This is a genomic window from Sphingomonas sp. KRR8, assembly GCF_023559245.1.
In the GTDB taxonomy this organism is placed as follows: domain Bacteria; phylum Pseudomonadota; class Alphaproteobacteria; order Sphingomonadales; family Sphingomonadaceae; genus Sphingomicrobium.
In genome coordinates this window covers 1,368,695-1,392,491 of record NZ_CP097462.1, presented here as the reverse complement: position 1 = coordinate 1,392,491, position 23,797 = coordinate 1,368,695, and the positions used below count along the sequence as shown (strand labels likewise).

Sequence of the window (23,797 nt, the reverse complement as noted above, 5' to 3'; positions counted from 1 at the left end):
GCTAGTTGGCGGCGTAGGCCGTGGTGGTGCTCAGCGCGTCGAGCTGGGTCATGCAGCCGTTCTGGATCAGCGTGCTGCCAAGGTCCGCGAAACTGGCGCCGGCGGCGATCTGCTTCATCACCGTTTCGGCGGTTCCAATCCGGTAGCGATTGCCACTCACCAGTGGGACCGCCGACGGCCACTCCACAATCTGCTGCGCTGCAGCGAACCGCACTGGGGCAGTCTTGCCGGTTGCAAGGTCCGACACAGTAATCGTCTTCGCGTCAGCGATGTTTTCGCGCCGGATGAGCACGCCGCTGGGACTGACGAAGCAGAAGGTCTCCGACTTGTCGCTGCTGGCCTGCCAGAGCTGGCGTGGCTGGGGCGGCGGGCGAACCGCTCCAACTCTGCCGCGGCGCCCGCTGGCCGAGGCCATCAGTGCGCTGAAGCTGCTGACGCCAGCGCCGCTGCCGTTCGCGGCAGCCGGGAAGATGCCGGGTCCCTTGAGCGTGCGGGAGCCCTTGGCATCAAGCAGAACGAGCGTGTCGCCACCCCGCAGGCGCACCGAAGCACCGTCAGGTAGCGACTTGCCGACCGGATATTGAGCGGCACTGGGTCCGACGGCGCGGACGACAATGATGGCGGCGGACGCGGACGAGGCGGCTGTCACAAGTAGCGCGCCGAGGAGTATCCTCGAGAATTTCACCCCTATTTCTCCCGCAGTTCGAAAAACCCTCCCGGGCCGGACTGAGCGAGCCGATACACGAAAAACTGGAAAGCCGCATCATCTGGATAATGCGAAGTTAATGATTGCAGTTCCTCAAGCGCGGCAAGGTCGCCGCCATCGAACCGCGACCACAGCGCGGTAAGCCTCTCGCGCTCTTCCGCCGGCATCTGGGCGGCAGGCTCCCACACTTCGAGCGGGGTTGCCCGCCCGGATAGGACGATGCGGCCCATCGGCCGGAACAGGTCACTTCCGCCGAGCGATCGGGCCTGCTCGCTGATGAGGCCACAGGTCTTGAGCGCCTTGTTCGCTGATTCCAGTCGCGCGGCGGCGTTCATTACATCGCCGAGCGCGGTATATTGAAAGCGGTCCCGCCCTCCGAAGTTGCCGACGATCGCCTCGCCATGATGAACGCCGACGCGGGTTTGGCCGAGGCGCGGCTGGTCGTCATTGCCATCGCCACCACTGAACTCGCGGGCGAAGACGACCATGTCGAGCATGGCGGCGGCGACGCGGTCGCCGTCATCCTCGCGTGCGATGGGAGCGCCCCACAGGGCAACGATGGCGTCGCCGACGAACTTGTCGATCGTGCCGCCGTGCCGCAGCACGATCTCGCACATGCCGTCGAGATAATCGTTGAGCAGCGGGGCGACCTGCTCCGCGGGAATTTGGTGGGATAGCCGGGTGAACCCCTCGAGATCGGTGAAGAGGGCGAAGATCGGCCTCTTTTCACCCGACAAAGTGAGCTTCTCGGGATCGCGCAGGATCTGCGCCGCAATGTCGCGCGGGAGGTACTTGCCCAGCGCCGCGGTCGCGAAACGGCGCTGTTCCGAGCTTAGCACCCGCACCGCCGCTTCGGTCGTGAGGAAGGCGATGAACCAGGCGACGATCCAGCCCACGGCCGGCAGGTCACGCGTATCGACGCCGATGGTCTGGAGCCAGAAGGGGGTCACCACGAAGAAGACCAGCTGTCCGACCAACACCAACCCAAGCTTCCATCCAGTCACGTCCAGCATGGCGGTGAACCCGCCCGCCAGAACCACCAGCCAGGCGAGCGCCCAGAGCGCCAGCGAACCAGTCGGAACGGGGGTGCGACCGTCGAGCCATTGCGCGAGCATGGTGGCGTGGACTTCAAGGCCAGAGATATTCTCCCGGAACTGCCGACCGAGCGCGCTGCTGGAATTGGCAAGCCGCCCCTCGGGGGTCACGAACCGGTCCGAGTCGGGCAGATCGCCGCCAATCATCACGATCCGGCCGCGCACCTGGTCCGCCATGGCGCTGGCGGTTGCCGGATCGGCGAACAGGTCGATCGGCAGGGAAAGAAATACCTGCCGTTCCGGGTCGGCCGGCATGCGGTAGCGGATGCTGCCCTGATAGGGCTGGGCGTTCGGCGTGCCGGCGAGCGCCAGCGGAAGAAACGGCGGAAGGTCGGGTGAGACGATCGGCCAGTTGCGCATGGCATTGTCGCCGTCCGCGTCGATGTGGATGCTGGCAGGACGCACCTGGGTGCCGCGCAGGCTCTTGAACAGCGCGTCGAGCCGCGTCTGTTGCCACGGCTGCATGTCGTCGCCGTTGTGCTCGGCGCTGGCGTAGGCGAGCCACGTTGGCGTGCGCAGGGTACGAAATGCGGCGAGCAGCTGAGGGTCGTCGGGTTGCGGCTGGTCGATCAGTATGTCGATGCCGATCGCCCGCGGGTGCAGGCGGTCAAGGTTGACCAGGGCCTTGGCAAGAATCGCACGGTCGAGAGGCGACCGTTTGCCCGTCGCCTCCTGAGTGGCCTGCGTATAGGGTACGAGCAGGATCCGGCTGTCCTGCTTTGCGGGATGATAGAGCGCCGCCTGCAGGGAACGGACATCGAAGGCCACCCGCTCGGCGAAGCTGGTCATCGGCAGGGTCCAGGAAAAGCGCGCCACGAGCACTGCTATTCCAAGCAGCAGTGCGGTCAGCGCCACCCGCACCACGGGTACGCGCTTCAGTGTGCGGCCGACGTCCTCCAGATTGGACGCGCTGCCAAGGGGATCGGACGAGCCACCCTGGCGAACCGCGTCCATCCGGCCCTCAGAGCCGCGCCTGCCGGGCTTGCGCCCAGGCGAGGTCGGCCAGCGGTTCCAGTGCGCGGACCGATTCTTCGGCATGCGCGCTCGACGCATTGCCGCGAACGAGGCGACCCTTGATGCCGTGGATGATGGCGGCCAACCGGAACAGCGAGAAGACCATCAGATAGTCGAATGCCGGAATGGCCTCACGGCCGGTGCGACGGCAGTAGGCTGCGACATACTCGTCCTCGCTCGGGATGCCGAGCGACGGGAGGTCGAGGCCGGCGAGGCCGGTGAACATGCCGGCGGGCATCCGGTACATCATGCAATGGTAGACAAAGTCCGCTTCCGGGTCACCGAGGGTCGACAGCTCCCAATCCAGCACCGCGCGAACTTGCGGTGCGTCCGCGGCGAAGATCATGTTGTCGCAGCGATAGTCGCCGTGAATGACCCGACTTTCCCCCCGATCGGGCGGGAGATGCTTGCCGAGCCACTCGACCAGCTTGTCCATCGCTTCAACGCGTCCCGCCTCCTCATCGCCGAGATATTGCCGGGACCAGCGCGACACCTGCCGTTCGACGAACCCGCTCGCGCGGCCGTAGTCGCCAAGTCCGATGGTCGCTGGATCATAGCTGTGCAGCCCGGCCATGGTCGCGTTCATCGCATCGAAGTGAGCGGCACGGTCGGCTGGTTCGAGGCCGGGGAAGCTGGCTTCCCAGATGATCCGCCCGGCAACCATGTCCATTACGTAGAAGGCGGTCCCGATCACGCCCTCGTCCTCACACAGGGCGTGCACGTGCGGCACGGCGAAGCCCTGTGCGCCAAGGGCGGAGAGCACCCGATACTCGCGGTCGATGGCATGGGCGCCGGGCAGCAGTTTGCCGGGCGGCTTGCGGCGGAGGACATAATCGCCGGACGCGGCGCACAGCTGATAGGTGGGATTGGACTGGCCACCCTTGAACTGCCGGACGCTCAGCGGACCGCGAAAGCCGGCCACATTCGCTTCGAGCCAGGCATTGAGCGCATCCTCGTCGAAGCGCAGCCGCTCGGTGACGTCGCGGGTACCGGAATTGGCCTGAGTACGATCCATGACGGCACTTTGCCCATGATCACCACTGAAACAAGTTCAGCATGCGGCAGTTGACTGGTGATGGCGCGTCTTGTCCACTTGTCGGACCTCCACTTCGGAGCTCACGACCCTCAGATCGTCTCCGCCGTCGAGCAGGAGGTTGACCGCGCGCGGCCGGACCTGGTGGTGGTCAGCGGAGATTTCACGCAGAGGGCGAAAACCGAACAATTTCAGGAGGCGTGCCGGTTTCTGGCGCGCCTGCGGGATGCAGGGCACGAGGTGCTGGCGGTTCCGGGCAACCACGACGTGCCGTTGTACGACGTCCTTCGCCGCTTTTTGTCGCCGCTTACCCGCTATCGCAAGTATGTCGACGAGACGCTGTGTCCCTTTCACCGCTTGCCCGGTGCTGCCGTGCTTGGCCTCAACACCGCGCGTTCGTTCACGATCAAGGACGGCCGGCTGAACCGCGAGCAGACCGAGTTCGTCTGCTCCGAATTCGGGCGGGTACCCGAGAGCGACGTCCGGATCCTGGTCACGCACCATCCGCTGTTCGCCCTTCCGGTCGACGACACGGGCCTGCTCGGCAAGCCGCTGGGCCGGCAGGAACTGGCGCTCGATGCCATTCAGGACGTGGAGGTCGACCTGCTGCTTGCGGGACATAACCATCGCGCCTCGACCCATCGCGCCAGCGACCTGGTGACCCGCGCCGGCGGCACTCTGGTCGTGCAGGCGGGCACCGCCACCTCCGTCCGGCTGCGCGAGGAGAAGCAGAGCTTCAATGTGATCGACATCGCCGAGGGCAAAATGACCTTGGCGCTGATGCGGTGGACGGGCGAGCGCTTCGAAACGGCCGTCCCGACGCAGTTCGTGCGCGATGCGGACGGGTGGAGCGAGGCGAGCCTGGATGCTGCGGAGGCCGATTCGCCGGTCTGAGCTTGTGAGCGCCGAGCCACGATCCTAACGAGGCGGCATGCTTCCTTCCGACTTTGATCTGGCTGACTTCGTGACGCGCGTCCTTGCCGAGGACCTCGGTTCTGGCGGTGACGTCACCTCGTCTGCGTGCATCGACGAGAGCGCACGCTTCCGTGCCGAGATGAATTGCCGCGAGCCGATTGCCGTCGCGGGAATCGAGATCGCGGAAGCATTCTTTCGCCGGCTTGATGCCGACGTCGGGATCGAGAGCTTCGTGCGTGATGGCCACAGGGTGGAGGCAGGAGCCATCCTCATGCGCCTGGAAGGCAATGCGCGCGCCATGCTTACGGCCGAGCGTTCCGCGCTGAACACGCTACAGCATCTGTCGGGCATTGCGACCATGGCACGGCGGTTCGTCGACGCGATCGCCGGCACGGGGGCGGTGCTACTCGACACGCGCAAGACCATTCCGGGCCTTCGTGTGCTGGAGAAATACGCGGCCCGGATGGGGGGCGCGCACAACCACCGCATGCGCCTCGACGATGGCGTGCTGATCAAGGACAATCACGTGGCGGTGAACGGAGGGGTCGCCGAGGCTGTTCGGCGGGCGAAGGCTGCGGAGGCGGGGTTGCAGATCCAGGTCGAGGTCGACCAGATCGCGCAGATCGAACCCGCCCTGGCAGCCGGTGCCGAACGCCTGTTGCTGGACAACATGACCAATGACGAGTTGCGCGAGGCAGTCCGGCTGGTCGACGGGCGGGTGCCGCTGGAAGCGTCGGGTGGGGTCAATCTGCAGACGGTCCGGGGCATTGCTGAAACCGGAGTCGACTTCATCTCGGTCGGGCGAATCACGCAGTCGGCGCCGGCAGTCGACATTGGCCTGGACTTCGCGCTGATCCCTTAACCTCAGCAAACGACGCATTCAGGACAACGTCAATGCGGGTGGTGCATTCATGGCGTCATCAGCAAGGAGTTTCCCATGTTCAAGAAAGCCTTACTCGCCGCATCGGCGCTGGCCATGGTCGCAATCCCGGGCGTCGCCGAGGCCCGCCATTACGGGTATAACGGTGGCTACAGCAGCAGCTATTATCCGCAGTACAATCCCTATTACGGGAGCGGCTACGGCTACAACCAGGGCTACAGCGGCTACGGCTACGACCGTGGCTACAGCAACTACGGTTACAATAACTACGGCTACGCGCAGCGCGGCTATTACGGCAACAGCTACTACGGCCGCAGTCGTTGCAGCGGCACCACCGGCACCATCGTCGGCGGCGCGCTGGGTGCGGTGGTCGGCAGCCAGGTCGGTCGTGGCCGCGACTATTACGGCTATCGCCGTGGCAGCGGTACCACTGGTGCGATCATCGGCGGTGCGCTGGGTGCCCTCGTCGGCAACCAGGTGGCCAAGGGCAACTGCCGCTACTAAGTCCTGACGGACGGCAAACGAGAGGGCCGCCGGTACCACCGGCGGCCCTTTTGCGTTTTGCTGGCAATTGTCGTGCTACCATCTGTATAGGCGCCGCGAACCGACAGGAGAGAGACGTTGTTCAAGGGCCTTCAGCCCATCATGTACGGCGGCAGGGAAGTTTGGCCGCTGGTCGAAGGCGGCAAGGGTGTTTCCGCCACCAATCACGCGAGCTCCGGTGCCTGGGCTGCGGCCGGCGGAATCGGCACGGTCAGTGCGGTCAACGCCGACAGCTATGATCCCGAAGGCCGCATCGTGCCGCAGGTCTATAGCGGCATGACCCGCCGCGAACGGCATGAGGAACTGATCCGATACGCGATCGACGGAGCCGTCGCGCAGGTCCGCAAGGCCTACGACATGGCGTCGGGCCGCGGGGCCATCAACATCAACGTGCTGTGGGAGATGGGCGGCGCTCAGCATGTCCTCCATGGCGTCCTCGAGCGGACCAAGGGCCTTGTGGCTGGCGTGACCTGCGGCGCCGGCATGCCGTACAAGCTGAGCGAAATCGCCGCGCAATATGGCGTCAGCTACCTGCCCATCGTAAGCTCCGGCCGAGCCTTCCGCGCGCTCTGGAAGCGCGCCTACAGCAAGGTCGCCGAGCTGCTTTCGGCGGTGGTCTATGAAGACCCGTGGCTAGCCGGCGGCCACAACGGCCTCAGCAACGCGGAGGATCCGCGCGCTCCGCAGGATCCTTATCCGCGCGTCGCCGAACTTCGTGCCGTGATGCGTGAAGGTGGTATTCCGGACACGGTTCCGATCGTCATGGCGGGCGGTGTGTGGCGGCTGGACGAGTGGGAAAACTGGATCGACAATCCCGAGCTCGGCGCCATCATGTTCCAGTTCGGCACCCGGCCGCTCCTGACCCAGGAGAGCCCGATCCCGGTGGAATGGAAGCAGCGGCTGATGACCCTCGAGGAGGGCGACGTCCTGCTGCACAAGTTCTCGCCGACCGGCTTTTACTCCTCGGCCGTCCGTAACCCGTTCCTGCGCAACCTGGAGGGCCGCAGCGAGCGGCAGATCGCCTTCACCAAGGAAAGCATCGGTGACCATGCGTTCGAGCTGGACGTCGGCATCGGCACCAAGAAGAATTACTGGGTGACGAAGGGCGACTTGCAGCACGCTCGGCAGTGGTTTGCCGAGGGCTACACCAACGCGATGAAGACGCCGGACGACACGCTCGTCTTCGTCACGCCCGAGGAAGAAAAGCTCATCCGCAAGGATCAGGCCGATTGCATGGGCTGCCTCAGCCAGTGCAGCTTCTCCAGCTGGGCGGACAATGAGAAGAACTCGACCGGGCGGCTCGCAGACCCGCGCAGCTTCTGCATTCAGAAGACACTGCAGGATATCGCGCACGGTGGGCCGGTCGAGCAGAACCTCATGTTCGCCGGCCATGCGGCGTTCCGCTTCAAGACCGACCCGTTCTACTCCAACGGGTTCGTGCCGACGGTGAAGCAGCTGGTCGACCGCATCCTTACCGGCGCCTGAGCGGGCGTCAGCGCTCGCTCGTGCGCAGGGGCCAGAAGAAGATGTCGGCGAGGCTTCGCGGCGTCTTCATCAGTCCCGTCGCCGGAAAGCCGGTCGGGCGGTGATAGGAGCCGGTCAGCACGTCGAAAATCGGGAAGAGGCTGGCGTAGTTCGAGTTGAAATGCTCGGGCTGCGACGAATGGTGGCGGCGGTGATAGGCCGGGCTATTCAGCAGCCACGACCAGCGGCCAAAGTCGATCCGCAGATTCGCGTGCACCAGATAATGGTAGATGCTGATGACGGCATAGGTCGTCGTGATGGCCGGGCTCGGGCTGGTCACCACCAGGCAGAGCGGCCAGATTGTTGCTGACTTGATCAGCGGCTCCGCCCAATAATGGCGGGAGGTGGTCGCCACGTTCATATTGGGGTCGGAATGATGCAGCGCGTGCATACGCCACAGCCAGGGAATCTTATGCTGGGCGCGGTGGAAGAGGAACTCGCCCAAATCCATCAGGATGGTGAAGGCGGCAAGGCCGAGCAGGAAGGGCCAACTTGCCAGATCAACCAGCCCGTTCGCCACGTGCGGGGCAATCAGTGGCAGCAGAATCAGGCCCGAAGCGGAGAACAGCAGGTAAGCCAGGATGTTGATGCGCAGGGATGTCTCTTCGTTCGACGCCGCCCAGCGCCGCTCACACAGCATCAACGCCAGCACGACGCACAGCGTCAGGCCCGTGTAGGTGAGGAGAGACATGGGGCGGCCCTAACCGCCGCATGGTTTAGGGCGCGTAAATTGCGGGTGCTCGCGGGCGTCTGCGTTGCTCTCGTCGCCGCGCCAGCGTCGGCGCAGGAAAAGACGCCGCCTTATTGGGCCTCCATCGCGAGCGGCCAGGCGATGATGCGAACCGGACCTGGTCGAAACTTTCCGGGCGTCTGGCTCTATCAGCGCCGCGACCTGCCCATCCGCGTGCTCAAGATCTATCCAAACTGGCGTTACATCGAGGACCCGGACGGCGTTCGCGGATGGATGCTCGTAACGCTGCTCAGTGACCGGCGCACGGCAATCGTGCGCGGCAATCAGCCGCGACCATTATATGCCAGAGCCGACGAAAGCAGCCGCCTCAAGTACAAGGTGGAGCCCGGTGTGATCGGCCGTGTCGACAAGTGCAGCGCCGGCTGGTGCCGGCTGAATGTCGCGGGTGACCGCAGTGGCTACGTGCACCTTACGGACATCTGGGGCGTGAGCGACGGCGAGGCGGTCAAATGACCTCGCCACCCCCAGCAGGCGGCTAGACCAGCTCGACGGCCACGGCGGTCGCCTCGCCGCCGCCGATGCAGAGGCTCGCGATACCGCGCTTGAGACCCTTCTGCTTGAGCGCATTGAGCAGCGTGACGATGATCCGCGTACCGCTGGCGCCGATCGGGTGACCGAGCGCGGTGGCGCCGCCGTGGACGTTGATCCGGTCGTGACTGATGCCGAGGTCCTTCATCGCGAACATGGCAACGCAGGCAAAGGCTTCGTTCACCTCGAACAGGTCGACATCCTCGACCTTCCAACCGGCCTTCTCCAGCACCTTGTGGATGGCGCCGATGGGGGCAATGGTGAACTCGGCCGGGGCTTGGGCGTGCGCTGCGGTGGCGACGATGCGGGCCACTGGCTGCAGGCCCTTCGCCTGCGCCACCGACTCACGCGTCAGCACGACGGCCGCGGCGCCGTCCGAGATGGAAGAGCTTGTGGCCGCCGTGATGGTGCCGTCCTTGGCAAAGGCGGGCTTCAGCAGGGGGATCTTGTCGGGACGGCCACGACCGGGCGCTTCATCCTTGTCGACCACCGTCTCGCCGGCACGGCTTTTCACCGTGACTGCCACGATCTCGTCGGCGAAGCCGCCATTGTCCATTGCCGCCTTCGCGCGGCTGAGGCTCTCGATGGCATAGTCGTCCATCGACTCGCGGGTCAGCTGGTAATCGTTGGCAGTGTCCTGCGCGAAAGTGCCCATCGCGCAACCTTCCTCATAGGCATCTTCCAGGCCATCCAGGAACATGTGGTCATAAGCGGTGTCGTGGCCGAGCCGAGCGCCCGACCGGTGCTTCTTGAGCAGGTAAGGCGCGTTGGTCATCGACTCCATGCCGCCAGCGACGATCAGGTCGGCGTTGCCAACGGCAAGCGCCTCGGAACCCATGATCACCGTCTGCATGCCAGAGCCGCAGACCTTATTGACGGTGGTCGCCTGCACAGAGGTCGGCAGGCCGGCCTTGATCGCCGCCTGACGCGCCGGCGCCTGGCCGAGCCCGGCCGGGAGCACGCAGCCCATGTAGATGCGGTCGATGTCCGCGCCGTTCACGCCAGCCCGCTCGACCGCTGCCTTGACCGCGGTCGCACCCAGCTCGGTGGCGGACACATCGGCCAGTGCACCCTGCATGGCACCCATCGGCGTACGGGCGTAGGAGAGGATGACGACGGGATCGGAAGCGGCAGTGGCCATGTGATGCTCCAGTGTTCGAGCGGAAGATTGTTGCAGTGCACATAGGCCCGAGGGCTGCCTTGTGGAAGATGCGCACGCTCTGCTAGCGCGGGCCCATGTCCGCACCCACCCTAGAGTTCGACCTTGGCGAGATGGCCGACACCATCCGCGATTCCACCCAGCGCTTCGCGACCGACAAGATCCAGCCCCTGGCGGTCGAGATCGACCGGGATGACCGCTTCCCGATCGAGCTCTGGCCGCAGATGGGCGAACTCGGCTTGCATGGGATCACGGTCGAGGAGGAATGGGGCGGGCTCGGGCTCGGCTACCTGGAGCATGTGGTCGCACAGGAAGAGATCGCACGGGCGTCGGCTTCCGTAGGCCTGAGCTACGGTGCCCATTCCAACCTGTGTGTGAACCAGATCCGCCGCTGGGCGAATGACGAGCAGAAGCGCAAATACCTGCCTGGCCTGATCGACGGCACCAAGGTCGGCGCGCTTGCGATGAGCGAAGCAGGGGCGGGGTCCGACGTCGTATCGATGAAGCTCCGCGCGGAGAAGAGCGGCAACGGCTATCGCCTGAACGGAACCAAGTTCTGGATCACCAACGGCGCTTATGCCGACGTGCTGGTGGTCTATGCCAAGACTGCGCCGGAAGAGGGTAGTCGGGGGATCACCACCTTCCTGATCGAGAAGGGAATGGAGGGTTTCTCCATTGGCCAGAAGATCGACAAGGTCGGAATGCGCGGTTCGCCCACCTCCGAGCTGGTGTTCGACGATTGCTTCGTTCCGGCCGAGAACATCATGGGCCCGGAGAACGGTGGCGTCGGCGTGCTGATGAGCGGCCTCGATTACGAGCGCACCGTGCTCGCCGGAATCCAGCTCGGCATCATGCAGGCGTGCCTGGACGTGGTCATCCCGTTCGTTCGAGTGCGCAAGCAGTTCGGCAAGCCGATTGGCAGCTTCCAGCTGATGCAGGCCAAGATCGCCGACATGTATGTCGCGCTCAATTCGGCGCGCGCCTATGTGTACCAAGTGGCCAAGGCATGTGACGCAGGCAAGACCACGCGGTTCGACGCGGCGGGCGCAATTCTGCTCGCCTCCGAAAGCGCCGTGAAGGTCGCGCTGGAAGCGGTGCAGGCGCTGGGCGGCGCGGGCTACACCAAAGATTGGCCGGTGGAGCGCTTCATGCGCGACGCCAAGCTGCTCGACATTGGTGCCGGCACCAACGAGGTGCGGCGGATGCTCATCGGCCGGGAGCTGATCGGCGCCTAACCGGCGGCCTGCTGCTTGCCGATGACCTTGTCGTAGGCGTGCAGCACCTTGTCGCAGGCGGACCGGACCACCGCCTCAATGCCGACACCTTCCGCTGATGCCGCGACGGCGCCAAGGTTCTCGGGTCGGACTTCGATGGAGCAGCGGAACTCGGGATTGTTGGTGCGGCTTTCCTTGACGTGTCCGATGTGGACCTCGGCGCTGGTGACCCGGCCAGCGATCCGACTGAGCCGGCGATTGACGATTTCCTCGACTTGCTCCTGCGAGGCTTCGCCCTCGCTCACCTGATTGTCTCGGTTGAATTCAACGAACACACTGGCCTCCCACTAGGCCAGGCAACGAACGCCCGCCATGTCCGCCCGGTTGCGAGCTATTTGCCGGCGAACAGAAAGGCGACGGCGCCCATCAGGCAGGCGAACGCGGCGAAGTGACGCCAGTGCAGCGGTTCGCCCAGCACCAGAATCATGAAAGCGCCGAAGACGGTCAGCGTAATCGCCTCCTGCACGATCTTGAGCTGCGCGCCGCTCCAGCCCTGCGCATAGCCGATCCGGTTGGCAGGAACGGCGAAGCAATATTCGACCAGCGCGATAGCCCAACTGATCAGGATGACCACCAATAACGGTTTGGTCATCCCGCCCTTGAGGTGCCAGTACCAAGCGACGGTCATGAAGATGTTGGAGCAGATGAGCAGCAGGACCGTCGGCATGGCGACCTGCTAACCCATCTGCCCGCCCGGGGGGAGTTACCAGATCTTCACGCGCTGATTGGGTGCGAGATAGAGCTTCTGACCCTGCTGCACTGCAAACGCCGAGTACCAGGGATCAATGTTGCGTACTGTCAACGCACGGAACTGACCGGGGGCATGGCCGTCCGTAGCAATCCGCCCGCGAAGCGCCTCTGGCCGCATCTTGGTCGCCCAGCTTTGCGCGTAGGCGATGAAGAAACGCTGATCGCCGCTATACCCGTCGATCACCGGCGCGACCTTGCCGGCAAGGGATGCGTGATAGGCATCGTATGCCGCGGCTAGGCCGCTCACGTCGGCGATGTTCTCACCGAGTGTCAGCTTGCCGTTCACGTGCAGTCCGGGCAGGGCTTCGTAGCCGTCATATTGCTTGGCCAGCGCCTGACCCGCAGCCGAGAAGCGCGCGAAGTCCTGCGGCGTCCACCAGTTGCGCATCGCGCCGGTGCTGTCGAACATCGCTCCGTTGTTGTCGAAACTATGGCTGATCTCATGGCCGATCACGGAGCCGATCGCACCATAGTTGAAGGCAGCGTCGGCCGACGGATCGAAGAAGGGCTTCTGCAGGATCGCAGCCGGGAAGTTGAGCGCATTCTGAACCGGCAGGTTCACTGCGTTCACCAGCTGCGGTGGCATCCACCATTCGCTGCGGTCCATCGGCTTGCCGATCTTTCCAATCTGGTGGCGGTATTCAGCGAGCCTGGTCTGATTGAGATTGTCGTAAGCGCTGGCACCCAGGTTGAGGGAGCCATAGTCGCGCCAGCTGTCGGGGTAGCCGACGCCGACCACGATCGTTTCGACCTTCTTGAGCGCTTCCTGCTTGGTCGAGGGCGCCATCCAGTCGATCGCCTGAACGCGCTTCGCGAACGCCGCCTTGATGTTGGTGACCATCTGCTGGACCTCCGCCTTCGCCGAGGCAGGGAAGTAGCGGTCAACATAGGCCTTGCCGACGGCGTCCTGCAGCTGACTGCTGACCGCATTGAGCGCCAGCCGGTCGCGCGAGAGCTGTTGCGGCGTGCCGTTGAGAGCCGTGCCGAAGAAGGCGAAGTTGGCGTCGCGGATCGGCTTGGGCAGGACCGACGCCTGCTGGTTCAGCGTGTGGAATGCCAGCCAGTCCTTCCAGCTTTCGAGCGGTTCGGATCCGACCAGCGCGGCGAGCTTGGGAATGGCGCCGGCGTGATAGGCTTCGAACTTTTGCGCGCCGCCGAGTTGCGCCGCCTCGAGCAAAGCTCCCCAGTCGAGGCCGGGGGCCTTCTGTTCGAGCTCGGCGCGGGTCCAGACCCCCGCGCCCTTGGTGAAGTCCTCGCTCTCTTCGCGCGTGGCGTGCGCCTGCGCGATCTTTGTCTCGAGCGCCATGATGCGGTCGGCGGACGCCTTGGGGTCGGCCGCGCCGGCCGCCTTCATGACCGTCTCGATGTAGTTGCGGTACTGCGGGCGCAGGGCCGCCATCTTCGGATCAGCGGAGAGATAATATTCGCGCTCGGGCATGCCGAGGCCGCCCTGCAGGATATAGGGCAGCGTCTCGCCCGGTGTGCTCAACCCCTGAGTCACGAAGATGCCGAATAGATTGTCGGTCTGGAACTTGGTGGCGTTCATCGGATCGACGTCGGCCCGCAGCGTCCTGCCGATCGCGGTCGCGAGCGCCTTCTTGTCGGCAATACCGGCAATCGCGGCGAGGTCCGCCTGCGCCGGTCGCATGCCCGCCTGGTCAATGGCATTGGTGTCGAGGTAGGCCTTGTAGAACGCGGCGATGCGGCCGTCGTTGGTGTTGGCCGCGGGATTGGCCTTGAGGATCTGGTCCAGCATCTCACGGGTCTGCCGCTCGCGCTGCTGGTCGGCGATGTAGAAGCCGCCTACGCTCGACCGATCAGCGGGAATCTGCGTCTGCTTCATCCAGGTGCCGTTGGCGAACTGGTAGAAGTCGTCCCCCGGCTTGACCGACTTGTCGAGCGAGCCAAGCGCGATGCCGGCGCCGGTGCCCTGAGCGGGCCTGGCGGCATTGGCCTGATTGGCATCGTTCGACGCCATGCTGCAGGCGCTCAAGGCGGCGGCGGAAACGGCAAGAAGCAAGAGGCGAGACGTCATGTGGGCCCTTTCGTTTGAGCTGCTTTGCAAGCTTTGTCGCAGCCGCTAGGCGAGCGGGAAGGCTTTTCGACGAACGGACCTGATATCCGCATGAGTGCCCCGCGCATCGACACCAAGGTTCAGCTCGACAGCGCGGAGGCCCAGGCCCGGGCGCGCCATAATCGCGCGCTTGCCGATAAATTACGGGCCGATGTCGCCCAGGCGGCGCTTGGCGGGACGGAGAAGAGTCGCGAGCGGCACGTCAGCCGGGGCAAGCTTCTACCCCGCGATCGCGTGGAGCGGTTGCTGGATCCCGGCTCACCCTTCCTTGAGATCGGGCAGCTTGCGGCCAACGACCTGTATGATGGCGAAGTGCCTGGCGCGGGCATGATTGCCGGCATTGGCCGCGTCGCCGGTCGGCAGGTGATGATCGTCTGCAACGACGCGACGGTGAAGGGCGGGACCTACTATCCGCTGACCGTCAAGAAGCACCTCCGCGCGCAAGAGATCGCGCAGGAGAACCGGCTTCCCTGCATCTACCTGGTCGACAGCGGCGGTGCGAACCTGCCGCATCAGGCCGAGGTCTTCCCTGACCGCGACCATTTCGGCCGGATCTTCTTCAATCAGGCTAATATGAGCGCGCTAGGCATTCCGCAGATCGCCTGCGTGATGGGCAGCTGCACGGCGGGCGGGGCCTATGTCCCGGCGATGAGCGACGAGAGCGTGATCGTTCGCAATCAGGGCACCATCTTCCTCGCTGGTCCGCCCCTGGTGAAAGCCGCGACCGGAGAGGAGATCAGCGCGGAGGATCTGGGCGGCGGCGACCTTCACGCGCGCAAGTCGGGCGTGGTCGATCACCTCGCTGAAAATGACGAGCACGCGCTGACCATCGTGCGCGACATCGTATCGACCCTGCCTATGCAGCAGCCCCTGCTGCAGGTGCGCGAGCCCCGCTCGCCGGCGTTCGACCCAGAAGAGCTTTACTCCATTATCCCCGAGGACGTTCGTGCGCCTTATGACGTGCACGAGGTCATCGCGCGGATCGTCGATGCCTCCGAGTTTCACGAATTCAAGCCGCTTTACGGCACCTCGCTAGTTTGCGGTTTCGCGCACATCTGGGGAATGCCGGTGGCAATTCTCGCCAACAACGGCGTCCTGTTCAGCGAAAGCGCGGTCAAGGGCGCGCACTTCATCGAGCTCGCCTGCCAGCGCCGCGTGCCGCTGCTGTTCCTGCAGAACATTTCGGGCTTCATGGTCGGCGGCAAATATGAGGCGGAGGGAATCGCCAAGCATGGCGCCAAGCTGGTCACCGCTGTCGCCACGGCGAGCGTGCCGAAGGTCACCGTGCTGATCGGCGGCAGCTTTGGCGCGGGGAATTACGGCATGGCCGGGCGGGCTTACAGCCCACGGTTTTTGTTCAGCTGGCCCAACAGCCGGATCAGCGTGATGGGCGGCGAGCAGGCGGCCAGCGTTCTCGCCACCGTTCACCGCGACGCCGACAAGTGGACGCCGCAAGAGGCCGAAGCCTTCAAGCAGCCGATCCGCGACGATTACGAAGCGCAGGGCAATCCCTGGCACGCAACCGCGCGGCTGTGGGACGACGGCATCATCGACCCCGCCCAAACGCGCGACGTTCTCGGCCTCGCCTTCGCCGCCTGCTTAAACGCACCCATTCCGGAGCGTCCGCAGTTCGGCGTGTTCCGGATGTGATCAGACCTATGCGTACCGACTGGACCCGCGCGGAAATCGCGCACCTTTTCGATCTCCCCTTCACCGACCTCGTCTTTCGAGCGGCCGAGATGCATCGCAAGCATCACGCAGCGGGCGAAGTGCAGCTGTGCACCTTGCTGTCGATCAAGACGGGCGGCTGTCCCGAGGACTGCGGTTATTGCTCGCAGTCGGCGTTCGCCCAATCCGGGCTCAAGGCCGAGAAGTTGATGGACGTGGACGCGGTGCTCGCCGCCGCTGCCGACGCCAAGGCTGCGGGCTCACAGCGCTTCTGCATGGGTGCGGCGTGGCGGGAGCCGAAGGACCGCGACATGGCCTCGGTCTGCTCGATGGTGGCGGGCGTGAAAGCGATGGGACTTGAGACCTGCATGACCCTTGGCATGCTGACCGGCGAGCAGGCGCGCGCGCTCAGGCAAGCCGGCCTCGACTATTACAATCACAACATCGACACCTCGCCCGAACATTATGGCGAGATCATCTCGACCCGGACCTTCCAGGAGCGGCTCGACACGCTGGAGGAAGTGCGCGAGGCGGGCATCAGCGTGTGCTGCGGCGGTATCGTCGGAATGGGTGAGCGGCGCGAGGATCGGGTCGGCTTCCTCCACGCACTCGCCACCCTGCCGCGCCATCCCGAGAGCGTGCCGATCAATGCGCTGGTACCGGTTAAGGGCACCGTGCTGGGTGACATGTACGCCGGTGAGCGGCTGATCGACGACATCGAGTTCGTCCGCACGGTGGCGGTGGCGCGGATCACCATGCCACGGTCGATGGTTCGGCTGTCCGCCGGCCGCGAAAGCATGAGCGAGGCGACCCAGGCGCTCTGCTTCCTGGCGGGCGCGAACAGCATCTTCACCGGTGAAAAGCTGCTCACCACGGCGAACGCCGGCGACAGCAAGGATGCTGCCCTATTCGCCAAGCTGGGGCTGCGGCCGATGCAGGCACAGGAGCCGATGCGCGCATTGGAGGCGGCGGAATGATCACGTCGCTCCTGATCGCGAACCGAGGCGAGATCGCCTGTCGCGTGATCCGCACGGCGCGCGAACTCGGCGTGCGCACGGTGGCGGTCTATTCGGATGCGGACGCTAAGGCGATGCACGTCCGAATGGCGGACGAAGCGGTGCACATCGGACCGAGCCCCGCGCGCGAGAGTTATCTCGTCGGAGAACGGATCATTGCCGCCGCGAAGGAAACGGGGGCCGAGGCGATCCACCCAGGCTACGGCTTCCTGTCGGAGAATGCGGACTTTGCAGAGGCGGTGATCGACGCCGGCCTGATCTGGGTCGGACCGAAGCCGGCGAGCATTCGCGCCATGGGGCTTAAGGACGCTGCCAAGAAGCTGATGAGCGCGGCCGGCGTGCCGGTCACGCCCGGCTACCTTGGCGAGGACCAGAGCCCTGATCGGCTGCAGGCCGAGGCAGACGCAATCGGCTATCCGGTGCTGATCAAAGCGGTCGCGGGTGGCGGCGGAAAGGGCATGCGGCGCGTCGATGCGGCGGCGGACTTTCTGGACGCCCTCGACAGTTGCAAGCGCGAGGCGGCGAGCAGCTTTGGCGACGATCGCGTGCTGCTGGAGAAGTACATACTCTCGCCTCGCCACATCGAAGTGCAGGTGTTCGGCGACGCTCACGGCAACGTCGTTCACCTGTTCGAACGCGACTGCTCGCTGCAGCGCCGCCACCAGAAGGTGATCGAGGAAGCACCCGCGCCCGGCATGGACGAGGCCACTCGAGAGGCAGTGTGCGGGGCGGCGGTGCGGGCGGCGCAGGCGGTCGATTACGAGGGCGCCGGAACCATCGAGTTCATCGCCGACGCCAGTGAAGGGCTGCGCGCCGATCGCATCTGGTTCATGGAGATGAACACCCGGCTGCAGGTGGAGCACCCCGTCACCGAGGAGATCACCGGACAGGATCTGGTCGAATGGCAGCTGCGGGTGGCCAGCGGCGAGCCGCTTCCCCTTAGCCAAGACGAGTTGGTCATCGACGGCCACGCGGTGGAGGCCCGGCTTTATGCCGAGGACCCCGCGCGCGGCTTCCTGCCGAGCACCGGCGTGCTCGAGCATTTCGATCTTGGCGAGAGTGAGCGGATCGAGACAGGCGTGGAAGAGGGCGACGCGATTTCGCCCTTCTACGATCCGATGATCGCCAAGCTAATCGCCTGGGGTGAGGATCGCGACGAGGCAATCGACCGGCTGGCGGAGGTGCTGGAGGGCGTGGAAGTCTGGCCGGTGAGAACGAACGCGGGCTTTTTGGCCAATGCCCTGCTCGACGAAGAGTTCATCGAGGCTCGGCTCGACACTGGCTTCATCGAACGCAAGCTGGACGAACTCGTGCCGACCGGCGAGGCGGACGATAGCATTCGCGGCGCGGCCGCTGTCGTCGCGTTGGCGCAGGCCGAGGCTGACCAGGACTTTTCTGGGCTCGCGGGCTTTCGGCTCAACGCCGCACCGCGCTTTCGCGTTGCGCTGGGGCAAGGCGGCACCTTTGTCGAAGCCGATCCGGCCAACGCATCAGAGCTGGTGTCGGGGTTCCGCGACGAGGAACGGATCGTCATCTTCCATGAAGGCGAGGCTCATGAGTTCGCGCTCGCCGCTCGCGGATCGGTGGGTGCGTCGGCGGGTTCGGGTGCCCTGCTTGCTCCGATGCCCGGCAAGGTCACCAGCGTCGAGGTGAGTTTCGGCGAGTCGGTGACAAAGGGTCAGCGCTTGCTCACGCTCGAGGCCATGAAGATGGAGCATGCGATGCTTGCGCCGTTCGACGGGAGAGTGACCGAACTGAATGTCGCAGCTGGGCAGCAGGTGCAGGTCGATGCGGTGCTGGCGAAGGTTGAGGCCAACGCTTGATCGCACCTCGACCGTTCGCTGACGGCGCGATGGGCTTGATCCCGGGCCCTGCAACCTTCTAGCGGCGACGGAAGATAACCAGCCGGATGCCGGACCCGTCCGGCTGACGAGGAGAGTGAGATGAATATCAACGGCATTGCGGCAGTCGTCACTGGCGGAGCATCGGGGCTTGGCGAAGCAACGGCGCGAGCGCTTGCCGCCAAAGGTGCCAAGGTCGCCATCTTCGATCGCAATGCCGAGCAGGGCGAGAAGATTGCGGCCGAGCTTGGCGGAATTTTCTGTGAGGTGGACGTCACGAACGACGAGACGGTCGCAGCGGGGTTTGAAAAAGCGCGGGCGGCTCACGGACAGGAGCGGGTGCTGGTCAATTGTGCCGGGGTCGCCAACGCGGTGAAGACGGTCGGCCGCGATCGTGAGACCAAGGCCGTGAAGAAGTATCCGCTTCATCAGTTCGAACTGGTGATCGGCATCAACTTGATCGGAACCTTCCGCTGCATTGCGCACTGCGCCGCAGGCATGGTGGATGCCGAGCCGCTGGAGGACGGGGAGAAGGGCGTCATCATCAACACCGCTTCCGTTGCAGCTGAGGACGGCCAGATCGGACAGGCGGCCTACTCGGCGTCCAAGGGCGGCGTTCTGGCGATGACCCTGCCAATCGCGCGCGACCTGATGAACGAAGGCGTCCGCGTGAACACCATCCTGCCCGGCGTCTTCAAGACGCCGATGGTCGCGATGATGCCGCCGCAGGTGCAGGATGCGCTCGGCGCCCAGGTTCCCTTTCCCAAGCGGCTTGGCCGCCCGGAAGAGTATGCGCAGCTGGCGGTCTTCATGATCGAAAGCGGCTACATGAATGCCGAGCATGTCCGGCTCGACGGCGGCATTCGCATGGCCCCGAAATAAGGTGGACAGGGGTGCGCTCCTCGACGCCCTGTGCGAGGCGGCCTGGGAGGCGGGTGAGGCAATCCGGGCCGTCCGGCGCCGCGGGTTCGAGGTGGTTCACAAGAGCGACTCTTCGCCTGTCACCGAAGCGGACCACGCGGCCGAGCGGATCATCCTCGACGCACTCGCGCGCGTCGCACCCGGCGTGCCGGTCATCGCCGAGGAAGAGGTCGCAGCCGGGAGGATCCCCGCCCACGACGACCTCTATTTCCTCGTCGACCCGCTCGACGGGACCAAGGAGTATGTTCGAGGCGGCGACGACTACACCGTCAACATTGGCCTGATCGAAGCGGGCCAGCCGACGATGGGGGTCGTTCTCGCTCCCGAGCAGGAGCGCCTCTTCGCCGGCCGGGTCGGGGAGGGCGCGTGGGTCGAGGGGCAGCGGATGGCTGTTCGTGCGCCGCTGCTGGTGCGCGCTCCAGGCGCGGAACTGTTCGCGGTCGCCTCAAAGTCGCACTTCACGCAGGACACTGCGGACTATCTGACAAGCCTGCAGCAATCCTTTCGTCAGCTATCGGTCGGGTCCAGCCTCAAATTCTGCATCGTGGCGGAGGCGGAGGCTGACATCTACCCTCGCCTCTCGCCGACCAGCGAGTGGGACACGGCCGCAGGCCATGCAGTGCTGTTGGCGGCCGGTGGTCACGTCGCCGCACCCGACGGGACGCCGCTGAGCTACGGCAAGCCCGCGTTCCTCAACAGGGGTTTTCTTGCGACCGGTGCCTGGCAAGCTCCGCCGATCCTGCCATTCATGACGCCTTTCGGTGGAGGTGGTGACCTTCCTCAAGGCGTTTGAGGTCGGAAGCAATTGCTGATGAACGCGACTGCCCTTCGAGCAGGTCGACCTCGGCCCTGATCGCCGCGAGCCGGTGCAGAAGTGCCTGCGCAGGGACCCCTACATCGGCATCGCGGCTGAGCGCGGTTGCGACTTGCTCGGCGGTTGTAATCGCGGCCCGTATTCCGCTCGCCCAAGTCCGCCGATGTACGGAATGCGATAACTGGTGTGCGTTGGTCATGCGCCATTTGGGGCTGATAGCCTTGTGCCTTTCTCCTCCAAATGTCCGTTATCGACCGAAAAAGAGGGGCTAGGCCAATCTGGCTCGGCATTGTAAGCCGTGCTTGCTCGGCACTGTGATTTGGAATTCCACCATGGCCGGAGCACCATCAGCTTACCAGAATCTGGATTATGGCGCCTCGCGTCAGCGTGTGACGCTGGTTGCGGATGGCGAGGTCGCCCTGCGGCGAGCCCGCCGCCTTCTGGAGGAGGACGACAGCTTCGCAATCCAGACCCTGCAGTTGCCGGAACTCAACTCGGTTCGGGCGTCCGGAGACCTGCTGTGGGTGGAGTTGGCGGACGCTCCGCCAGCCGAGGCCGTCGAACTTCTTGATGCAGTTCAGCAGCACGCCGCCAGTCGATCTGCAAGCAGCGTCGTGTCAGCGACTGAGGAGTGGATCGACCTCATCGCGGCGCGGATTGTTTCACCGGACGTCACTGTCCTGATAACGGCGAACGACGTTGACCGGATCGCGGCGCTCGGCTTGGCGACGGCTGTGCAGACGAGTGGGGTGCGCGACAACAGCGCCGATCGTAGCGAGGGCCGCCTCAAGCAGCTCAGCGAGGAAGTGAACCGGATCGCGATGGCGCTTGCGCGGCTGTCGGACACTCCCCTCTCGCAAGATACGATGCGTCCGGTTCAGCCTGGCGAGGGGCCCGCGGTTTCGGCTGAGCTGATCAGGTCAATCATCCGCGCCCGCCGTTTACGAGATCAGTTCATACCCGGGAATCTCTTCGCTGATCCGGCCTGGGACATTCTGCTCGACCTGCTCCAGGCGGAGATCATCCAACATCGGGTGCCGGTCTCGAGCCTCTGCATTGCATCTGCTGTGCCTGCCACGACCGCCCTGCGTTGGATCAGGACGATGACGGACCGTGGCATGCTGCTTCGCCGCGAAGACCCGCATGACGCACGCCGCGTCTTCATCGAACTGGCGGCGGAGACAAGCACCGCCATCAGGCGCTATTTCGACAAGGTTGGATCGGCGGCCGTCGTTTAAGCGGCGGGTTGCCCACTGCTGCCGAAACTGGCAGCAGGCGCAACGCGGGCGCTTAGCTCAGTTGGTAGAGCATCTCGTTTACACCGAGAGGGTCGGCGGTTCGAGCCCGTCAGCGCCCACCATTCTCCCCGTTGCGGATCGCCTCAGAGCGACCGAATGAGCCGAACGGGAAGAGCGGCCCACGCGGGATCGGTGATCACCGCCTGCCGAGACCCCGCACCAGGCGGCTGCAGATGTAGCTTTCCGCCGTCACGTGCCAGCAGGCGACCAAAGATAAAGCGGCCCGCAGGACGGGGAATGAGGATGTCGCGGTTGAGCGCACGTCCGAAGTCTTCCGGATCTAGTCGATCACACCACAACTCATCTCCGGTGCGGTAGTCGCCGACTGCTCCTGTAACCAGAATGGCGACTTGGCCGGCCGCAGGAGTTGGCGGCACAACTTGAGAATGACGACGGGGCGCGTTTGCGCCGTCGATTGAGAGGTGGGCAAGCACATCAAGATCGCTGCGATCAGGGTGGTCCACAAGGTCAGCTGCGGTCACGCCAAGCGCGTCCGCAATCCGGTTCAACCATCCTACGGAAACCGTCCTGGTTCCCGTCTCGAGGCGTCCGATAGTCTGTGGCGTTGTCGGTGGCTTACATGCACCAGCAACATCCTCAAGGGTCATCCGCTTGGCCTTCCGAACCTCCCTTATGCGCGTGATCATCGTTGCCCCCTTCCAAAATTCGAACCTCTCTAACCTAAGAGGTTACAGAGCTGTCCTACATTTTGGCGTTTATGGCAAGTGGGGTGCGACTCAGGAAAGGATCTCACATGACCGACGCACTCAGGATGATGAACGAGGTTGCACTGCCCGGAAGTGCTCCGGCGGCGAAAGGCCAGAGGGCGGCGCGCACCGTTTCGGTCAATACTGTCGAGTCACCATTGGGATGGCTGCGGGCGCGTGGTCACCTTACCCAGCGGCAATACGACGCGGGAGAACAGTTGCGCAACGACTGGGAAGCTTCGCAGCTGGCGCCGCGCGTCACCATGCGGTGGGATCCTGCTCCGATCAGGTCCGGGCTCTCCGGAGGTTCGAAGCTCGAGCCTGGGGAGCGGCAGCTGAAGGCCAAGCAACGGTTCGACGCCGCACTTGCTGCCGCCGGAACAGGGCTTTCAGACATCCTATGGCGAGTGGTCTGTGCGGGTGAGGGGATGCGGGATGCTGAAACCGCGCTTGGCTGGCCAGCCAGGGCCGGCAAGCTGGTGCTTACGATCGCGCTCGACCGGGTGGCGGATTACTATCGGATGCGCTGATAAGGGAAAGGCGCCCCCACGCTGCACGTGGACGCGCCCTTCCCCACATTCGTAATCTTTAACCTTGGCCGATTCCCGGTTCGCGACCCTGGCTACGCTCGACCTTGATGTCGTCGGTGCCTGACTGGTTCGCGCGATCGCGGCTCGCGGTCGTGGACTCACCATCCAGAGCGCCCTGACCTTGCGATGCGAAGTCCTGGTCAGCTGATCCATCCTGCTGACGCATGGAATTCGACGTGCTGGCCGATTGGCCGTCCGTCCTCGCCTGCTCAGCCGGGGAGCCGCCCTGGCTGGACGAGCCGATATCATTGGCATCAGCCTGTGAGCCGATGAAGCCGCCTGTGGCGCCCTGGCTGTTGGCTTGGCCCATGTCGCTTTCCTGGCCGAGGTCCGAACGGTTCTGGCTCTGCATCGTCCCCGATTGGCCGCTGTTGCCGTAGGAAGCTTGGCCCGTATCCGTCGCGCTCGCTTCCCCAGTGGAACTGCCGCTGGTCATGGTCGTGCCCGTACCGCCGCCACTGTCATTGCCACCAATAGGTTGACTGTTGCGCTCCTGGCCGGAAGTCTGCTGCTGGCCTTGCGGCTTGGTCGGATCTTCACTCTGGCCGTAGCCCTGCTGACCAGTCTGCTGCTTGTCGTCCATGTTGTCCTCCTCAGTCTGTCGAAGGTTCAACAGTGGGAAGGGCCGCTACGTTCCGGAGTCTTAAGGCCGTATGCGGTTGGAGCGAGGGGCGGCTGGCAAACGAAAAGGGGCCGC

Annotated in this window: 23 protein-coding genes and 1 tRNA gene; 14 read left to right on the top strand and 10 right to left on the bottom strand. The window is 64.7% G+C overall.

From position 1 onward, the window contains the following. Window position 1 precedes the first annotated feature (1 nt). The 3 genes from M8312_RS07020 to M8312_RS07010 are packed head-to-tail and all read right to left on the bottom strand — an operon-like array spanning window position 2 to window position 3,829. Entirely contained in the window at window positions 2-649 is a 648-nt protein-coding gene (locus M8312_RS07020; protein WP_250119651.1) for a ferredoxin reductase domain-containing protein, read from the bottom strand. A gap of 38 nt (window positions 650-687) precedes the next feature. Continuing rightward, on the bottom strand, window positions 688-2,754 hold the full coding sequence (locus M8312_RS07015; RefSeq protein ID WP_250119650.1) for an adenylate/guanylate cyclase domain-containing protein: 2,067 nt from the start codon (window positions 2,752-2,754) through the stop codon (window positions 688-690). 7 nt (window positions 2,755-2,761) lie between these two features. Next, window positions 2,762-3,829 carry a phosphotransferase gene (locus tag M8312_RS07010; RefSeq protein ID WP_250119649.1) on the bottom strand — a complete coding sequence of 356 codons (1,068 nt, stop codon included), beginning with the start codon at window positions 3,827-3,829 and terminating at the stop codon, window positions 2,762-2,764. Between the two features lie 60 nt (window positions 3,830-3,889). Between M8312_RS07010 and M8312_RS07005 the strand changes: the two genes are divergently transcribed. The 4 genes from M8312_RS07005 (at window position 3,890) to M8312_RS06990 (ending at window position 7,670) form a co-directional block, all read left to right on the top strand. Next, entirely contained in the window at window positions 3,890-4,741 is an 852-nt protein-coding gene (locus M8312_RS07005; RefSeq protein WP_250119648.1) for a metallophosphoesterase family protein, read from the top strand. Between the two features lie 37 nt (window positions 4,742-4,778). Beyond that, window positions 4,779-5,624 carry a carboxylating nicotinate-nucleotide diphosphorylase gene (nadC, locus tag M8312_RS07000; protein WP_250119647.1) on the top strand — a complete coding sequence of 282 codons (846 nt, stop codon included), beginning with the start codon at window positions 4,779-4,781 and terminating at the stop codon, window positions 5,622-5,624. A 75-nt stretch (window positions 5,625-5,699) separates the two neighbouring features. After that, window positions 5,700-6,146 carry a glycine zipper 2TM domain-containing protein gene (locus M8312_RS06995; protein ID WP_250119646.1) on the top strand — a complete coding sequence of 149 codons (447 nt, stop codon included), beginning with the start codon at window positions 5,700-5,702 and terminating at the stop codon, window positions 6,144-6,146. 117 nt (window positions 6,147-6,263) lie between these two features. Beyond that, window positions 6,264-7,670: an NAD(P)H-dependent flavin oxidoreductase gene (locus tag M8312_RS06990; RefSeq protein ID WP_250119645.1), complete on the top strand. Its 1,407-nt coding sequence runs from the start codon at window positions 6,264-6,266 to the stop codon at window positions 7,668-7,670. A gap of 7 nt (window positions 7,671-7,677) precedes the next feature. Here the strand turns inward: M8312_RS06990 and M8312_RS06985 are convergent, their stop codons facing one another. Continuing rightward, window positions 7,678-8,400, bottom strand: coding sequence for a sterol desaturase family protein (locus M8312_RS06985; RefSeq protein ID WP_250119644.1), 723 nt, complete (start codon window positions 8,398-8,400; stop codon window positions 7,678-7,680). A 45-nt stretch (window positions 8,401-8,445) separates the two neighbouring features. Between M8312_RS06985 and M8312_RS06980 the strand changes: the two genes are divergently transcribed. After that, window positions 8,446-8,913, top strand: coding sequence for an SH3 domain-containing protein (locus M8312_RS06980; RefSeq protein WP_250119725.1), 468 nt, complete (start codon window positions 8,446-8,448; stop codon window positions 8,911-8,913). Between the two features lie 22 nt (window positions 8,914-8,935). Here M8312_RS06980 and M8312_RS06975 read toward each other — a convergent pair whose 3' ends face one another. Further along, window positions 8,936-10,129 (bottom strand): thiolase family protein, encoded by a 1,194-nt coding sequence (locus M8312_RS06975; RefSeq protein ID WP_250119643.1) that lies wholly within the window; start codon window positions 10,127-10,129, stop codon window positions 8,936-8,938. A gap of 95 nt (window positions 10,130-10,224) precedes the next feature. Between M8312_RS06975 and M8312_RS06970 the strand changes: the two genes are divergently transcribed. Next, a complete protein-coding gene (locus M8312_RS06970; protein ID WP_250119642.1) occupies window positions 10,225-11,382 on the top strand; it encodes an isovaleryl-CoA dehydrogenase in 1,158 nt (385 codons plus the stop codon). On the opposite strand, the gene M8312_RS06965 is transcribed toward M8312_RS06970, so the two are convergent. The 3 genes from M8312_RS06965 to M8312_RS06955 are packed head-to-tail and all read right to left on the bottom strand — an operon-like array spanning window position 11,379 to window position 14,206. Continuing rightward, a complete protein-coding gene (locus M8312_RS06965) occupies window positions 11,379-11,696 on the bottom strand; it encodes an HPF/RaiA family ribosome-associated protein (RefSeq protein WP_250119641.1) in 318 nt (105 codons plus the stop codon). The genes M8312_RS06970 and M8312_RS06965 overlap by 4 nt on opposite strands. A gap of 56 nt (window positions 11,697-11,752) precedes the next feature. Further along, window positions 11,753-12,088: a DMT family protein gene (locus M8312_RS06960; protein WP_250119640.1), complete on the bottom strand. Its 336-nt coding sequence runs from the start codon at window positions 12,086-12,088 to the stop codon at window positions 11,753-11,755. A 36-nt stretch (window positions 12,089-12,124) separates the two neighbouring features. Beyond that, a complete protein-coding gene (locus tag M8312_RS06955; protein ID WP_250119639.1) occupies window positions 12,125-14,206 on the bottom strand; it encodes a M13 family metallopeptidase in 2,082 nt (693 codons plus the stop codon). Window positions 14,207-14,296: 90 nt separating this feature from the next. On the opposite strand from M8312_RS06955, the gene M8312_RS06950 reads away from it, so the two are divergent. The 7 genes from M8312_RS06950 (at window position 14,297) to M8312_RS06920 (ending at window position 21,865) form a co-directional block, all read left to right on the top strand. After that, window positions 14,297-15,895 carry a carboxyl transferase domain-containing protein gene (locus tag M8312_RS06950; RefSeq protein ID WP_250119638.1) on the top strand — a complete coding sequence of 533 codons (1,599 nt, stop codon included), beginning with the start codon at window positions 14,297-14,299 and terminating at the stop codon, window positions 15,893-15,895. Window positions 15,896-15,903: 8 nt separating this feature from the next. Further along, on the top strand, window positions 15,904-16,890 hold the full coding sequence (gene bioB / locus M8312_RS06945; RefSeq protein WP_250119724.1) for a biotin synthase BioB: 987 nt from the start codon (window positions 15,904-15,906) through the stop codon (window positions 16,888-16,890). Next, a complete protein-coding gene (locus M8312_RS06940; protein ID WP_250119637.1) occupies window positions 16,887-18,752 on the top strand; it encodes an acetyl/propionyl/methylcrotonyl-CoA carboxylase subunit alpha in 1,866 nt (621 codons plus the stop codon). The genes bioB and M8312_RS06940 overlap by 4 nt, the downstream gene beginning before the upstream one ends. A 120-nt stretch (window positions 18,753-18,872) precedes the next feature. Next, window positions 18,873-19,652 carry an SDR family oxidoreductase gene (locus tag M8312_RS06935; protein WP_250119636.1) on the top strand — a complete coding sequence of 260 codons (780 nt, stop codon included), beginning with the start codon at window positions 18,873-18,875 and terminating at the stop codon, window positions 19,650-19,652. 1 nt (window position 19,653) lies between these two features. Continuing rightward, on the top strand, window positions 19,654-20,484 hold the full coding sequence (cysQ, locus tag M8312_RS06930; protein ID WP_250119635.1) for a 3'(2'),5'-bisphosphate nucleotidase CysQ: 831 nt from the start codon (window positions 19,654-19,656) through the stop codon (window positions 20,482-20,484). A 353-nt stretch (window positions 20,485-20,837) separates the two neighbouring features. Beyond that, entirely contained in the window at window positions 20,838-21,743 is a 906-nt protein-coding gene (locus M8312_RS06925; protein WP_250119634.1) for a hypothetical protein, read from the top strand. 46 nt (window positions 21,744-21,789) lie between these two features. Beyond that, window positions 21,790-21,865, top strand: a tRNA-Val gene (locus M8312_RS06920). 21 nt (window positions 21,866-21,886) lie between these two features. On the opposite strand, the gene M8312_RS06915 is transcribed toward M8312_RS06920, so the two are convergent. Further along, entirely contained in the window at window positions 21,887-22,450 is a 564-nt protein-coding gene (locus tag M8312_RS06915) for a helix-turn-helix domain-containing protein (protein WP_250119633.1), read from the bottom strand. 125 nt (window positions 22,451-22,575) lie between these two features. Between M8312_RS06915 and M8312_RS06910 the strand changes: the two genes are divergently transcribed. Then, a complete protein-coding gene (locus M8312_RS06910) occupies window positions 22,576-23,040 on the top strand; it encodes a DUF6456 domain-containing protein (protein WP_250119723.1) in 465 nt (154 codons plus the stop codon). Between the two features lie 58 nt (window positions 23,041-23,098). Here the strand turns inward: M8312_RS06910 and M8312_RS06905 are convergent, their stop codons facing one another. Beyond that, a complete protein-coding gene (locus M8312_RS06905) occupies window positions 23,099-23,683 on the bottom strand; it encodes a hypothetical protein (RefSeq protein WP_250119632.1) in 585 nt (194 codons plus the stop codon). Between the last annotated feature and the right edge of the window lie 114 nt (window positions 23,684-23,797).

What these genes read in the sequence shown, in the direction of transcription:
- M8312_RS06960 (WP_250119640.1), bottom strand. Translation starts at nt 12,088, where the DNA reads ATGCCGACGGTCCTGCTGCTCATCTGCTCCAACATCTTCATGACCGTC.
- M8312_RS06995 (WP_250119646.1), top strand. Translation starts at nt 5,700, where the DNA reads ATGTTCAAGAAAGCCTTACTCGCCGCATCGGCGCTGGCCATGGTCGCA.
- M8312_RS06925 (WP_250119634.1), top strand. Translation starts at nt 20,838, where the DNA reads ATGGCCGGAGCACCATCAGCTTACCAGAATCTGGATTATGGCGCCTCG.
- bioB (WP_250119724.1), top strand. Translation starts at nt 15,904, where the DNA reads ATGCGTACCGACTGGACCCGCGCGGAAATCGCGCACCTTTTCGATCTC.
- M8312_RS06910 (WP_250119723.1), top strand. Translation starts at nt 22,576, where the DNA reads ATGATGAACGAGGTTGCACTGCCCGGAAGTGCTCCGGCGGCGAAAGGC.
- M8312_RS07005 (WP_250119648.1), top strand. Translation starts at nt 3,890, where the DNA reads ATGGCGCGTCTTGTCCACTTGTCGGACCTCCACTTCGGAGCTCACGAC.
- M8312_RS06950 (WP_250119638.1), top strand. Translation starts at nt 14,297, where the DNA reads ATGAGTGCCCCGCGCATCGACACCAAGGTTCAGCTCGACAGCGCGGAG.
- M8312_RS06975 (WP_250119643.1), bottom strand. Translation starts at nt 10,129, where the DNA reads ATGGCCACTGCCGCTTCCGATCCCGTCGTCATCCTCTCCTACGCCCGT.
- M8312_RS06905 (WP_250119632.1), bottom strand. Translation starts at nt 23,683, where the DNA reads ATGGACGACAAGCAGCAGACTGGTCAGCAGGGCTACGGCCAGAGTGAA.
- M8312_RS07010 (WP_250119649.1), bottom strand. Translation starts at nt 3,829, where the DNA reads ATGGATCGTACTCAGGCCAATTCCGGTACCCGCGACGTCACCGAGCGG.
- M8312_RS06935 (WP_250119636.1), top strand. Translation starts at nt 18,873, where the DNA reads ATGAATATCAACGGCATTGCGGCAGTCGTCACTGGCGGAGCATCGGGG.
- M8312_RS06955 (WP_250119639.1), bottom strand. Translation starts at nt 14,206, where the DNA reads ATGACGTCTCGCCTCTTGCTTCTTGCCGTTTCCGCCGCCGCCTTGAGC.
- M8312_RS06970 (WP_250119642.1), top strand. Translation starts at nt 10,225, where the DNA reads ATGTCCGCACCCACCCTAGAGTTCGACCTTGGCGAGATGGCCGACACC.
- M8312_RS06985 (WP_250119644.1), bottom strand. Translation starts at nt 8,400, where the DNA reads ATGTCTCTCCTCACCTACACGGGCCTGACGCTGTGCGTCGTGCTGGCG.
- M8312_RS06940 (WP_250119637.1), top strand. Translation starts at nt 16,887, where the DNA reads ATGATCACGTCGCTCCTGATCGCGAACCGAGGCGAGATCGCCTGTCGC.
- M8312_RS07015 (WP_250119650.1), bottom strand. Translation starts at nt 2,754, where the DNA reads ATGGACGCGGTTCGCCAGGGTGGCTCGTCCGATCCCCTTGGCAGCGCG.
- M8312_RS06915 (WP_250119633.1), bottom strand. Translation starts at nt 22,450, where the DNA reads ATGATCACGCGCATAAGGGAGGTTCGGAAGGCCAAGCGGATGACCCTT.
- nadC (WP_250119647.1), top strand. Translation starts at nt 4,779, where the DNA reads ATGCTTCCTTCCGACTTTGATCTGGCTGACTTCGTGACGCGCGTCCTT.